The organism is Aliidiomarina sp. (assembly GCF_022565475.1).
Taxonomy (GTDB): Bacteria; Pseudomonadota; Gammaproteobacteria; order Enterobacterales; family Alteromonadaceae; genus Aliidiomarina.
Map to the genome: position 1 here is coordinate 1 of NZ_JAIUMR010000013.1, position 12583 is coordinate 12583.

Annotated in this window: 13 protein-coding genes and 1 rRNA gene; 8 read left to right on the top strand and 6 right to left on the bottom strand. The window is 48.0% G+C overall.

Annotated features, from left to right (window positions below; translation table 11 throughout):
- A 5S ribosomal RNA gene (gene rrf, locus LAT77_RS10730) occupies positions 1–104 on the top strand; the annotation flags it as partial.
- 72 nt (positions 105–176) lie between these two features.
- Here the strand turns inward: rrf and LAT77_RS10735 are convergent.
- Positions 177–626 (bottom strand): nucleoside deaminase, encoded by a 450-nt coding sequence (locus LAT77_RS10735; protein WP_290564563.1) that lies wholly within the window; start codon positions 624–626, stop codon positions 177–179.
- Between the two features lie 237 nt (positions 627–863).
- Here LAT77_RS10735 and LAT77_RS10740 point away from each other — a divergent pair, with 237 nt between their 5' ends.
- The 4 genes from LAT77_RS10740 (at position 864) to LAT77_RS10755 (ending at position 5011) form a co-directional block, all read left to right on the top strand.
- Positions 864–3266, top strand: coding sequence for a TonB-dependent receptor (locus LAT77_RS10740; protein WP_290564564.1), 2403 nt, complete (start codon positions 864–866; stop codon positions 3264–3266).
- Between the two features lie 195 nt (positions 3267–3461).
- On the top strand, positions 3462–3755 hold the full coding sequence (locus LAT77_RS10745; protein WP_290564565.1) for a hypothetical protein: 294 nt from the start codon (positions 3462–3464) through the stop codon (positions 3753–3755).
- A gap of 56 nt (positions 3756–3811) precedes the next feature.
- Positions 3812–4276 (top strand): copper chaperone PCu(A)C, encoded by a 465-nt coding sequence (locus LAT77_RS10750; protein ID WP_290564566.1) that lies wholly within the window; start codon positions 3812–3814, stop codon positions 4274–4276.
- Positions 4277–4303: 27 nt separating this feature from the next.
- Positions 4304–5011, top strand: a complete 708-nt coding sequence (locus LAT77_RS10755; protein WP_290564567.1) for a TIGR04219 family outer membrane beta-barrel protein — start codon at positions 4304–4306, stop codon at positions 5009–5011.
- Positions 5012–5085: 74 nt separating this feature from the next.
- Here LAT77_RS10755 and LAT77_RS10760 read toward each other — a convergent pair whose 3' ends face one another.
- From LAT77_RS10760 to LAT77_RS10780, 5 genes are all read right to left on the bottom strand, one after another.
- Complete coding sequence (locus LAT77_RS10760; protein WP_290564568.1) at positions 5086–5568, bottom strand: DUF3299 domain-containing protein; 483 nt, start codon at positions 5566–5568, stop codon at positions 5086–5088.
- A gap of 1 nt (position 5569) precedes the next feature.
- A complete protein-coding gene (locus LAT77_RS10765; RefSeq protein WP_290564569.1) occupies positions 5570–6949 on the bottom strand; it encodes an FtsX-like permease family protein in 1380 nt (459 codons plus the stop codon).
- Positions 6946–7650, bottom strand: coding sequence for an ABC transporter ATP-binding protein (locus tag LAT77_RS10770; RefSeq protein ID WP_290564570.1), 705 nt, complete (start codon positions 7648–7650; stop codon positions 6946–6948). The genes LAT77_RS10765 and LAT77_RS10770 overlap by 4 nt, the downstream gene beginning before the upstream one ends.
- An 8-nt stretch (positions 7651–7658) precedes the next feature.
- Positions 7659–8192 carry an inorganic diphosphatase gene (gene ppa / locus LAT77_RS10775; protein ID WP_290564571.1) on the bottom strand — a complete coding sequence of 178 codons (534 nt, stop codon included), beginning with the start codon at positions 8190–8192 and terminating at the stop codon, positions 7659–7661.
- Between the two features lie 182 nt (positions 8193–8374).
- Positions 8375–9376, bottom strand: coding sequence for a class 1 fructose-bisphosphatase (locus LAT77_RS10780; RefSeq protein WP_290564572.1), 1002 nt, complete (start codon positions 9374–9376; stop codon positions 8375–8377).
- A 176-nt stretch (positions 9377–9552) separates the two neighbouring features.
- On the opposite strand from LAT77_RS10780, the gene mpl reads away from it, so the two are divergent.
- From mpl to LAT77_RS10795, 3 genes are read left to right on the top strand one after another with little or no spacing between them, the layout of a single operon-like run.
- Positions 9553–10950 (top strand): UDP-N-acetylmuramate:L-alanyl-gamma-D-glutamyl-meso-diaminopimelate ligase, encoded by a 1398-nt coding sequence (gene mpl, locus LAT77_RS10785; protein ID WP_290564573.1) that lies wholly within the window; start codon positions 9553–9555, stop codon positions 10948–10950.
- A 43-nt stretch (positions 10951–10993) separates the two neighbouring features.
- Positions 10994–11632, top strand: coding sequence for a flavin prenyltransferase UbiX (locus LAT77_RS10790; RefSeq protein ID WP_290564574.1), 639 nt, complete (start codon positions 10994–10996; stop codon positions 11630–11632).
- Positions 11633–11650: 18 nt separating this feature from the next.
- Positions 11651–12583 carry an ABC transporter ATP-binding protein gene (locus tag LAT77_RS10795; RefSeq protein WP_290564575.1) on the top strand — a complete coding sequence of 311 codons (933 nt, stop codon included), beginning with the start codon at positions 11651–11653 and terminating at the stop codon, positions 12581–12583.

Below are 12583 nucleotides of genomic sequence, written 5' to 3' on the forward strand. Positions count from 1 at the left end.
AGCGACGTGGAACCACCTGAATCCATTCCGAACTCAGAAGTGAAACATGTCAGCGCCGATGGTAGTGTGGGGTCTCCCCATGTGAGAGTAGGACACCGCCAGGCACCTAATACGGAAAAGCCCTTCGTTATTATGCGAAGGGCTTTTTTCGTTGGCGCTTCACAACAACTTATTGGCTAGTGATCACACTCGCCAATATCTTCATTCCAGATATCAGGGCGTTGTTCGATAAAGCGCCCCATGAGTTCGATACACTGTGGATCGCGCAACTCGATTACATTGACGCCTGCATCTCTTAGCCAGTCGAGATGGCCAGCAAAGTTAACTGACTCACCGACGACGACCGTACCGATATTGAACTGCCGAATTAATCCGGAACAATACCAACACGGTGCAAGGGTCGTTACTAGAATCTTGTCGCGATAGTTGGTTTGCCGTCCTGCTTTTCGAAACGCGTCGGTTTCACCGTGAATCGACGGATCGTCCTCTTGCACACGACGATTACGCCCTTCGCTCAAAAGATTCCCTTGAGCATCAAACAATGCAGCCCCGACTGGCACTCCTCCCTCTTCTGCACCAATTTCAGCTTGCTTACGGGCGACACTTAAAAGTGCTTCATAGTTCATATTCAATCCTTTTCGAAAACGTATGCGTAGGAAATAAAGTAGCACTTAAGTCGAAATAGACAAACAGCATCTTCAGAATTGCATACTCTGAGGAAATTCTACAGTCAGCCAAAGCGGCGAATGTTCGGGCGATATATAACTTTAGTCTATGTAAGATCAGTTTGGTATTGCATGTCTAGACGTCTATTTGGTAAGTTGTAATTCTAATAGATAATGTCCATCACGAGGGAAAACACTATGAAGGCACGATTAATCAGTACGGCCATTGCCAGTGCATTGGCGCTTCCCACTGCGGTTGCGTGGGCGCAGGATAGTGGTCAAGCGGTTGATGCGGCAGCGGAACGGATTCAAGTCATTGGTTCACGCTTAAGCGTACGAACAGCAACAGAAGGCACCGCGCCCGTCGATATTATTACCGGCGAAGATCTGATTGCCGCTGGTTTCACGGAAACAGCAAAAGCACTGCAATATGCTGTGCCGAGTTTTAACTTTCCGTCCTCATCGATTACCGATGGTTCCGATGCGGTGCGCCCAGCTTCCTTGCGCGGTTTATCGCCGGACCACACCTTGGTCTTAATCAACGGTAAACGTCGTCACGCCAGTGCATTGGTGCATTTAAACGGTACCACCGGGCGTGGTAGTTCCAACGTTGATTTAAACGCCATTCCAATTTCGGCGATCAAACGCATTGAAGTCCTACGTGACGGTGCCGCTGCTCAATACGGTTCTGACGCGATAGCCGGTGTGATCAATATTGTCCTCAAGGACAACTCGGAAGGCGGAGACCTCAGCTTCAGCGCAGGTCAAACGTATCAAGGTGATGGTGAGCAGTTTAAACTGCACGGCAGCGCCGGTTTCAATTTGAATGACCGCGGCGCTTTTGTCATCGCAGCCGAATATCATGACAAGGCACGGACCAACCGCGCTGGCTTGGATCCGCGTCAGCAATATCCATTGATTGATGGTCAGCCAGATCCACGCGAACAAACCTTCAATCGTAAAAGCCATCATGTCGGTGATGCGGAATTCGAGAACATCGCAATCTTCTTTAATGCGGACTATCAAGTCGATAACGGCAGTCTTTACGCGTTTGGCGGTTTCAGCGATAGACGAACAAAATCTGGTGCATTTTACCGCCGAGCGATTGATAATAGAAACCTCATCGAAGTTTACCCAGACGGTTTCTTGCCGCTCTTGAGTCCAGATACTAATGATATTTCACTCGCGGCAGGTTATCGATTTGTTGTCAGTGATTGGGATGCAGACTTATCGGTGATTTATGGCGAATCTGAATTCAACTATCGCCTTGAGAACTCTCTGAACGCTTCTCTTGGTCCAAGCACACCCACAGAATTTGATGCTGGCACCTTGGTGCATGACGAACTCAACGTTAACTTCGAAGTGAGTCGTTTAATACCGTTTTACAACTATTCTGATTTAGCCCTCGCCCTTGGCGTGAGCTACCGAGAAAACGGTTATCAAGTGAAGGCGGGTGAACCGGGGTCTTATGAGAATGGCGGATTCGACAACCGGCCTGCCGGTAGCCAAGGCTTTACCGGCTTCCGTCCGGACTCTGAAGTGAATGAGTCGCGTGACAACACGGGCTTATACGTTGAACTGGAGAATATGCTGACCGAAAACTTCCAATGGGGTGCGGCACTTCGTTACGAAGACTATTCGGATTTCGGCAGCAATACCAGTTGGAAACTATCAGGTCGCTACGAATTCTCGCCTAATTTTGCTATTCGCGGTGCAACGAACACGGGTTTCCGTGCGCCGAGTGTGCAACAGTTATACTTCACGAACATTTCGACCTTGTTTGTTAACCGTGACGGTGAGCTAGTACCAGAACAATCAGGAACCTTTAACAACATTAGTTCAGTTGCACGTGAACTTGAAATTGGCAACCTCCGTCCTGAAGAATCACAAAGCTATAGCTTCGGAGCAGTTTGGAATGGCGACAACGGTCTTTCAATCACAATCGACGCCTATCAGATTGAAATTGATGATCGCATTATACTCTCAAGCTCATTGATTCCGAGTGACTCCCAAGCTGTAGCGGATGCACTTGCGGCGGCGGGTGCCGATAATGCTCGGTTCTTTATCAACGCTGTGGATACTACGACGCGGGGCCTTGATATTGTTGTAGCGCAACGCTTTGACTTAGGTGAGTTTGGTAGTCTTCGAGCTCAAGCTGCCTATGGTTACAACGAGACCAAGGTCGATGGCGTAAATCTGCCGAGTATCCTTGATGGGCTTGATGACAAATTGTTCGATAATGTTGAACGTACGAGAATGACACGTTCAGTTCCGCGCAATAGTGCAACGTTCTCGCTGACGCATGGTTACGAGAAATGGACAAATCACTTAGCCTTAAGTTATTTTGGCGACTACATACTAGAAAACAATGCTGGTGTGCAGACCAAATTCAGTGGTAAATGGATTGCTGATCTGTCAACTCGCTATCAGTTTACGGACAATTTGGCATTCAAATTTGGTGTTCAGAACTTGTTTGATACATATCCAGATCAGCAACGTCCTGAGAACCAATTTAATGGTATCTTCATTTATCCGAACACCAACGCACCGTTTGGATTTAATGGCGGCTACTACTATGGTGAGGTCACGTATCGCTTTTAGTGGTTTTGCTACGTGTTGAAAAAACGCTCTTACCGTGTTGACGGTAAGAGCGTTTTCGCTAATTAGTGGCGAAATTAACACATAAGCAACTCGAAAGTTCAGACATAAATATAAGTAAAACATGCAGTTGCATAGTTGGCATCATAATTGCTTCTAGATAGTTAATGAAGAAAAAATTATTTAGGAGTACGTCTCATGAAAAATCTACTCATCGCTTTAGCAATCGTCGTTGCCTTGGTATGGTTTGGTCCTGCGTTATTAACCTTTATTATTGAAGGCGCGTTGTTACTCATTGTCCCAATTCTAGTCGTCGTTGCGGTCGCTGGAGCTGGCTTTTTGGTCGGCACGCTGGTTTTCGGTAGTACTATACTTGCCTTCGGTATCGCTGCTCTCGTTATTGCAGTGCTCGGCTTCAGCATTTTCTGGCCAGTTCTATTACTACTATTTATCTTTTGGTTATTTAGTCGCAGCCGTACCCAAACGACTTAAAATTGGTTAAAGTGTTGCCATAATTCTAATAACGATAATGAAACATGGAGACACTTATGGCACGTTTTCTAACCTTATGTGGTGCGGGGCTGCTTACTGTTTTCGCACTACAGCCAGCGCTCGCGTCCGTTGAAGTAGAAAACTTCTGGTTGCGTGAGAGTATTCCGGGACAGCCTAACGGCGCGGGATTTGGTAAGTTTGTTAACTCAGGTAGTGATGATCGCGTTTTAGTTGGTGCAAGCAGCACGATCGCAGAGGACGTGGAAATTCATCGGCATGTGCGCGATGGCGAGCAAATGCGGATGGAGGCGATGGATGCGTTGGTCATTCCTGCTGGCGAAGAGGTCGTTCTGCAACCGGGCGGTTACCACTTGATGTTGATGCAGCTCCAGCGTCCTTTGGTCGTGGGCGAAGAGCATGATTTGGTGCTTATTTTTAGCGATGGCACCACTATCGAAGTTAAAGTTCCGGTAAAATCACTTGTTGATAGCTCGTCACGCGGGCATGGTCACAGACATTAAGACAATTTAATCAACAAGGATATCTTTATGCGAAAGTATCTCGCAACAGGCATCGCATTCGCAGGCTTGATGACGATTGGGTCGGCACATGCTGACCTCATTAATATTGAAGGGGACGTACAATATTGGTCAGCCAATGCTTCCGGAGATCACACCTTCGGTGATTTGCGGTTTTCAGGAAATGATTGGGACACGGAAGGACAAACGCGCCTGAGTGCGTCCTTTGAACACTTTCTGCCATTGCTACCCAATATTAAAGTAGCAAGTCAAACCTTGGAATTTGACGGTAAGCGTGATCAAGTTTTGAGCTCACGTATTGATCTCAGCCATGATTTATTTACCTTATATTATGCGCCGCTGAATAATGACTTAACCACGGTGCACTTTGGTGCGAGTTATATGCGCATTAGTGGCTCCATCCACGAATTTGGCTCTGGTAGTCGCTCACCGAGCGAAAGTGTTTCAGAAGACATTGGGCTAGGTTACCTACGTGCATCATTTGGCTTGCCATTTACGGGTTTCTCAGTGGTTGGTCAAGGGCAATTTTCGATAGGCAGTGACCATGAGATTAGCGATCTTGAAGCTGCTGTTCGTTATCGCTTCATGGATAGTGTGCTTGATGGTCATGTGAGTCTTGGTTATCGCCAGGCGCAAATACAGCTGGCAAATGGCGACCAATTTGCGACGGACTATCGTTTTAAAGGACCATTTTTGAGCTTGTCTTTGCGTTTCTAAATTTTCGCAATTAAAGTATACAAAAACCGGCTGAGTCGCCGGTTTTTTTGTAATGAACGGGTGTACTTAGAACTTTAGAAATAAGGTTCAACGGCGGTCGCTTCAAGTTGATAGCCAACCAAAGCTAGGTCTGAGTCCTTATGTTCAACTTTAATCGTACCTGTCACCCAAACTGCATCGTAAGTCACTGGGTAAGGCACACCCTCAGGGAAGGTGACGTGAACGATCTGATTGGGTGGCGGGGGTGGCACATGGATGCAAGCCCCAAAGTAGGGAACAAGTAGAAACTCGGTTACGCGTCGATCGTCACCCTCAAGTTGAACAACATAACCTGGTAACTTGACGTGCTGACCATTCAGCTCAGGAACGACAGGCGCGTCCAAACTTTGCTGAATTTGTGCTTCCGGGTTTTGTTCATAGAACATAGGATCGCGCACCGGTGGTGCTTTCCAATCGTCAGGCTTCAGTTCGTTCCAATTTAACGTACGTACATCGGCTTGCGCTAAAGGGGCAATGGCAATAAGTGCCACAGCGCAAAGACCTGCCAATAACTTCATTTTAAAACCTCATCGATAAGCCATCTGCGAGTGAATTACGGTACGCTCGCCAAGCTGGAATACAACTAATTACAAAGCTGGCAGCAAGAACAATACCCATGCGCTGCCATTCTTCTGGTGAAATTGTGCCTAGTTCAACAACGATACCGAAGCTCGTTTGGATCCATGGTGCTAACGCTAGGATGAGACCATAAAGTAGGCCAACACCGACAGCAATACCAATCGCTGTTAAGAAAACGGCCTCACTGACCAACAAACTAAAGATCGTTTTTGGTCCAGCGCCGATTGCTCTTAAGACCGCCATTTCTCGACGTCGTTCCCTTAAGCTAGCGAGTAACGTGGCAAGCATACCGATCAGCCCAGTAAGCAGCACAAACCCAGAGACAATCGATAGCGCGGTTTCGAATCCACTTAATGTGCGCCACAGTTCTTGTAGCGTCGATCCCGGCATAATGGCAGTAAGAGGCTCGTCACGATAGGTATTAATTTCTCGCTGCATAAAAACTGCCCGTGGTCGACTCTGCAAACCGACTAAAAATGCACTGATTCCAGGAATTGGTGGCTGCACGCTAGCGCTTTCAGCCTCATGCACATGGTTGTGTTCGTGGTCATGACTGTGCTCGTGATGCTCATGATCGTGATCGTGATCGTGGTCATGACTGTGTTCGTGATGCTCATGATCGTGATCGTGGTCATGACTGTGTTCATGATGCTCATGATCGTGGTCATTTTCATGATCATGGCCATGACCGCCATGCATAATATCGAGATCGCGTAAGCCAATGAAAATTGCCTGATCGACCGGCGTACCGGTTCGCTCTAGAACACCGCTAATGATCAATGGATGATCGTCGTGCTCATGGAAACTGACACTACCTGTCCCGTGAGCGACAACCAGCTCTGAACCGACGGTTAAACCAAGTTGTCGAGCAACTTGCGCTCCGAGCACGGCCTCTTCGCGGCCAAATGCTTGACCTTCAGCGAATGCCAGAGATTGCTGGCGAGCATAGCGGAAATAATCGAAATAATGTGGTTCGGTCGCGACCACCGGAAACCCGCGAACACTATCGCCAAGTGCTATGGGTACGGACCATTCGACCTGCGGATGGTTGGCAAAATGTTCGTAAGTCTGCCAGCTTACGTTGGCGGTTGGATTACCGATGTGGAAAACAGAATACAGCAGCAGATTGACTGAGCCACTACGGGCGCCCACAATCAGATCAGTTCCAGAGATCGTATTGGCAAAACCAGCTCGGGTCTGTTGGCTGACGCGCTCGACGCCGAGCAGCAACATGACACTGATCGCGATGGCGAAAATCGTGAGTAATGCATTTGATTTGCGGCTGAGTAAACTGGCCAGTGAAAGGCGGAATAGCTTCATTTTTTGCCCTCCACTTGGTTGATTTCAGAGAGTTCAATGATACGGTCAAAATGATGACCGAGTGATGCGTCATGGGTGACGAACACTAAAGTAATTGCAGCCGAGGTACATTCTTGTTGTAGCAAGTCGAGAAAGTTGTCGCGGGCGTCTGTGTCGAGAGCTGAGGTGGGCTCATCGGCAATAATTAGTTCTGGTTTGCCAATCAGAGCGCGAGCAACGGCGACACGTTGTTGTTGACCGACACTCAGTTGCGAGGCTTGTTGATGCCATAATTTAGCATCAATCCCTAAGTGAGTTAGTAAGCGTTCACATTCGCTTTCAGGCTTAATATTTAGCGCAGCAAGTTTCTTTTTTCGAGCGGTAGAAAAATCACAGGCAAGCAAAACATTGCGATAGACACTTAAATACGGCAAAAGATTGAATTGCTGAAAAATGTAGCCGATATGATCCGCACGGAATTTGTCGCGTTGACGTTGGCTTAAGCGATGCAAGTCGGTGCCAAGAATACTAAGTGTACCCGAGCTGGGTTGATTGATGCCGGCTAGTAACGACAATAGCGTGGATTTTCCCGAACCACTCGGTCCACGTAGCAAAATACGTTCACCTTTGGCAACGGCAAGTGCCGGTATAAATAACGTGGGTTGGGATTGCTTTGGCCAGCAGAATTTAATCTGCTGGCCGGTAATGCAAAGTTCAGCCATAGCTGACCTTATTTGCTTTCTTGAGCGCGGGCGTAAGAAGACGCGATTTCTTCTTTCGCGGCAGCTGCGTCATCCCAGCCTTCGACTTTTACCCATTTGCCTTTTTCAAGCTCTTTGTAACGCTCGAAGAAGTGCGTAATTTGGGCACGAAGCAGCTCTGGAAGGTCATTCACGTCTTGAATGTGATCGTACTCTTTGCTCAATTTACTGATCGGTACAGCAACAACTTTTGCGTCTTCACCAGATTCATCGCTCATCTTTAAAACACCAACAGGGCGGCAGCGAATCACTGAACCCGGCAGCAATGGGTAAGGCGTTGGTACAAGGATATCAACAGGGTCACCGTCAAGTGACAAAGTATCATTCACGTAACCGTAGTTGCACGGGTAGAACATAGGTGCCGACATGAAACGATCAACCCAAACGGTGCCAGTGTCTTTGTCCACTTCATATTTGATAGGGTCTGCATTGGCAGGGATCTCGATGATCACATTGATTTCTTCAGGCAAGTTCTTGCCTGCTGGTACAGCGTTTAAACTCATGTCAGTTCCTTTATCTTGCTAAGCTTGATTTGTGCTTTGCGCATGCAAAGTCGGATAAATTTTAGATCGCTCAAGTATAACGAAGCTTTTCGGTTAAACTCAAAGCAATTAGCGTGAAAACTGTTAGTTTTATCTTAAATTCAGCGTTAACTGACAGTTTTTCTCATGTTTCCGTGTCCAAATTACACCGTCGGCGCGTCTGGACGATCGCATGGAATACGTTTGTAGTAATCGAGACAGGTATCGACTTCGTTGCGCGAACCCATAATGACAGACACGCGTTGATGAATTTCCGTCGGTTGTAACGACATAATTCGTTCGTAACCCGTGCTTGCGCGACCACCGGCTTGCTCAACGAGGAAGCTCATGGGATTCGCTTCGTAGAGCAACCGCAGCTTACATGGTTTATCTGGATGTTTGCAGTCAGCTGGGTAGGTGAAGATTCCGCCTCGAGTCAAAATGCGATGCACGTCAGAGACCATAGCCGCGTTCCAACGCATGTTGAAGTTCTTACCGCGGGGACCGAGTTCACCGGTTAATAAATCGGCAATATAGGTCTGCATCGGCTTGGTCCAATGGCGTTGATTGGACATGTTCACTGCAAATTCGTGGGTATCGCTTGGGACCGTTAGTTTATCGACGGTCAACAGAAACTCACCGACACGGTGGTCGAGTGTGAATACACGGACACCCTGTCCGGTGGTCATCACCAGTAATGACGACGGTCCATAGAGGATATAACCGGCGGCGATTTGTTCGTCGCCAGTTTGCAAAAAGAGCTCTTTTCCTTCCGCGGCGTGTTTTGGTTTCTCAAGGATTGAAAAAATGGTTCCAACGGAACCATTGATATCGATATTCGAGCTACCGTCCAGTGGATCATATGCGACCAGATACTTGGCGTCTGGGTTACCCATGACCACGTCATCTTCTTCTTCGGACGCAACAGCATGCACAAGATTGGTCTCCAGCAGCATATTCTTAATGAGCTGATTAGAGACGACGTCGAGTTTCTTTTGCGTTTCACCTTGAATATTTTCATCGAGTGTTGAGCCGAGGGTGCCGGCCAAGCTGCCTTGATGTAAACGGTGTGAGATTTCTTTTGCTGCGGTGAGCAGGGTATTGATCACGGAAATAAGATGTAAAGGGACGTGATCATTGTTCAGAACGGGAATCAGGCGTTGCATGATTAGCCTCTGTTAAAGTGCGTTTAGGTCGTTGCCGGAAACGCTCTGTAGTGTACCGTAAAATCTTCTTCGATGCTTCCTTTTTGATCACCAAGCGAAGACTCACGCTAATGATCGTTTGGCATGGAGGTGTTACAATGTTGGGCTTGGTCAAAAGGAGTCAGGGGAAAGGGCTTATGCACATTCATGTGCTTGGAATTTGTGGCACCTTTATGGGTGGAATAGCAGCGCTTGCTCAACAATTAGGCCACCGAGTAACGGGGTCTGACCGGAATGTTTATCCGCCCATGAGCACACAGCTTGAAGCGTTAGGTATTGAGTTGTCCAACGATGACGATTTAAGTCAGCTAGAACCCGCACCTGACCTCGTGATTATTGGTAATGCGCTGAGCCGCGGTCACGCCTTAGTTGAAGAAGTTTTGGCTCGTCGGCTGCCTTACATTTCCGGTCCGCAATGGCTTGGCGAACAAATTCTTCGGCATAAGCATGTGCTCGCTGTCGCTGGAACACATGGCAAAACAACGACAGCATCGATGTTGGTTTGGATTCTCGAGCAAGCGCATAAATCGCCGAGCTTTTTAGTCGGCGGGGTGGTACAGCCATTTGCACAGACCGCAAGACTCACCGAGAGCGATTATTTTGTCGTTGAAGCTGATGAATATGATACTGCTTTTTTTGATAAACGCTCCAAGTTTTTGCACTATTTTGCCGATACCCTCGTACTCAATAACCTTGAATTTGACCATGCGGATATTTTTGCTGACCTTGCCGCCATTCAAAAACAGTTTGGTTTTTTGTTGCGCACAGTTCCGCGTGACGGCACAGTGATCACGCCGCGCACAGAGCAAGCTTTAACTGAGGTGCTTGCGGGCGGCTGTTGGTCGCAGCAAGTGGCGTTGGAGTCTATCTTAAAGCCAAATCAAGCTCGGCAGAACAAGGGCTGGGAAGTTGCTCTTGAAGATGCCGCAGGTCAGCGGTTTAGCGTGTATCATGACGGGGTTTTGCAAGGCTCGGTGGATTGGGAGCTAATTGGCACGCACAATGTCGCCAACGCGACGATGGCAATGTTGGCCGCGGTGCAGATTGGTGTGCCCGCACGTGATGCCTTATCGGCGTTAAATTCGTTCACAGCACCAGCGCGACGGTTGCAGCTTAAAGGCATTGTTGCTGGTGTTTCAGTGTATGACGATTTTGCGCATCACCCGACAGCGATTGCCACAACATTGCAAGCGATGCGGGCTCGATTTGGTGACAACGCCCGAATTATCGCAGTTTTTGAGCCGCGCTCGAATACCATGAAAGCGGGCGTGCATGAGCACACATTAGCCGCGGCATTTGCCGAAGCTGACGCTGTGTATGCGTTGAATGCATCGCAACAATGGGATTTACAAGGACAACTGAGTCAAGGACATTCTCATGCCGTTGTCCGACAAACGGTGACTGACCTTGCGAACAGTGTGTTGCAACGACCTGCGGCTGACGAGCATTGGGTGGTGATGAGTAATGGCGGTTTTGGTGGTATCCATCAGCTATTGCTCGATGGGCTGCACGCTCGCAGTGAAGCAGAAGCATAAGCAAACGAGATTTATCGTTGGAAGGTAAGCTCAGGAGGTGACGATGCAAGAGAAAAACACACCAAATCAGCAGCGGATCACCGTGGCATTGACGGGTGCGTCGGGCATGCCTTACGCCTTGCGTTTACTAGAATGCTTGCTGGCGCAAGGCCAACAGGTGTATCTCCTCATTTCGAGTGCTGCGCGTGTGGTACTGGCAACGGAAGAGAACCTTAAATTATCGGGCTCGCCGTCAGCTATGCAGGCAGAGCTGTGTCAGCGTTTTAATGTGAATGCTGAGCAGCTACAAGTGTTTGGCAAGGAAGAATGGTTTTCACCGGTTGCTTCCGGTTCAGCAGCGCCTAAACGTATGGTCGTTATCCCGTGCTCAACCGGCAGCCTTTCGGCAATCGCAACAGGCGCTAGTGATAACTTAATTGAACGGGCTGCTGATGTGGTCTTGAAAGAACGTGGACAGTTGATTTTAGTGCCACGTGAAATGCCCTTGCATAGCATCCACCTGCAACACATGCTGACGCTCGCGAATATGGGAGCAACCATCATGCCGGCGGCACCGGGCTTTTATCATCAACCAACATCAATTCGTGATTTGGTCGACTTTGTTGTTGCGCGAATCCTTGATCATCTCGAATTAGGGCAAGACATCATGCCTCGTTGGGGCTACGACTCGCGCTCCTCTTAATAGCATTCGGAGAATTGTATGACCTACGCACTGGAAATCAGTGATTTGCGGAAAACTTACCGTGGCGGATTTGAAGCGCTAAAAGGGCTTAATCTGACCGTTAAAGAGGGCGATTTTTACGCGCTACTTGGGCCGAATGGTGCCGGTAAGTCGACCACGATTGGCATTATTTCATCGCTGGTCAATAAGTCTGCCGGTTCCGTTAAAGTGTTCGGCTATGACCTTGATAGCCAAATTAATGAAGTTAAACAGCATATTGGGTTAGTGCCACAAGAGTTCAATTTCAACCAATTTGAAACCTTGATGCAAATCGTCGTGAATCAAGCTGGTTACTATGGTGTGTCACGTACGCTGGCGAAAGAGCGTGCGGAAAAGTATTTAAAGCAACTCGGCTTATGGGATAAACGCAATGAGCGGGCAAGAAACTTGTCGGGCGGTATGAAACGCCGTTTGATGATTGCGCGAGCGTTATTGCACGAACCAAAACTATTAATTCTTGATGAACCGACAGCAGGCGTCGATATCGAGTTACGTCGTTCGATGTGGGACTTCTTAACCCGCATTAATAAAGAAGGTGTGACGATTATATTAACGACACATTATCTCGAAGAAGCGGAAATGTTGTGTCGCAACATTGGCATTATCGATAAAGGCCAGATCATCGAGAACACAACGATGAAAGCGTTGTTGAATAAATTAAACGTTGAAACCTTTGTATTGGATTTAGAGCAAAATGAGCAACGCCCACACGTGTCTTCGGCGACGATGCGTATTGTTGACGATCACACCATTGAAGTCGATGTCGCAAAGTCAGCCGGTTTAAACTCCGTTTTTGCTGAGCTGAGCGCCCAAAATATTAAGGTCTTGTCAATGCGCAATAAGGCGAACCGCCTCGAAGAACTTTTCGTGAATCTGGTTGAACAAGGTCGTGAAGCAAAGGAGTCGGTGTAA

What these genes read in the sequence shown, in the direction of transcription:
- LAT77_RS10735 (WP_290564563.1), bottom strand. Translation starts at nt 626, where the DNA reads ATGAACTATGAAGCACTTTTAAGTGTCGCCCGTAAGCAAGCTGAAATT.
- LAT77_RS10740 (WP_290564564.1), top strand. Translation starts at nt 864, where the DNA reads ATGAAGGCACGATTAATCAGTACGGCCATTGCCAGTGCATTGGCGCTT.
- LAT77_RS10745 (WP_290564565.1), top strand. Translation starts at nt 3,462, where the DNA reads ATGAAAAATCTACTCATCGCTTTAGCAATCGTCGTTGCCTTGGTATGG.
- LAT77_RS10750 (WP_290564566.1), top strand. Translation starts at nt 3,812, where the DNA reads ATGGCACGTTTTCTAACCTTATGTGGTGCGGGGCTGCTTACTGTTTTC.
- LAT77_RS10755 (WP_290564567.1), top strand. Translation starts at nt 4,304, where the DNA reads ATGCGAAAGTATCTCGCAACAGGCATCGCATTCGCAGGCTTGATGACG.
- LAT77_RS10760 (WP_290564568.1), bottom strand. Translation starts at nt 5,568, where the DNA reads ATGAAGTTATTGGCAGGTCTTTGCGCTGTGGCACTTATTGCCATTGCC.
- LAT77_RS10765 (WP_290564569.1), bottom strand. Translation starts at nt 6,949, where the DNA reads ATGAAGCTATTCCGCCTTTCACTGGCCAGTTTACTCAGCCGCAAATCA.
- LAT77_RS10770 (WP_290564570.1), bottom strand. Translation starts at nt 7,650, where the DNA reads ATGGCTGAACTTTGCATTACCGGCCAGCAGATTAAATTCTGCTGGCCA.
- ppa (WP_290564571.1), bottom strand. Translation starts at nt 8,192, where the DNA reads ATGAGTTTAAACGCTGTACCAGCAGGCAAGAACTTGCCTGAAGAAATC.
- LAT77_RS10780 (WP_290564572.1), bottom strand. Translation starts at nt 9,376, where the DNA reads ATGCAACGCCTGATTCCCGTTCTGAACAATGATCACGTCCCTTTACAT.
- mpl (WP_290564573.1), top strand. Translation starts at nt 9,553, where the DNA reads ATGCACATTCATGTGCTTGGAATTTGTGGCACCTTTATGGGTGGAATA.
- LAT77_RS10790 (WP_290564574.1), top strand. Translation starts at nt 10,994, where the DNA reads ATGCAAGAGAAAAACACACCAAATCAGCAGCGGATCACCGTGGCATTG.
- LAT77_RS10795 (WP_290564575.1), top strand. Translation starts at nt 11,651, where the DNA reads ATGACCTACGCACTGGAAATCAGTGATTTGCGGAAAACTTACCGTGGC.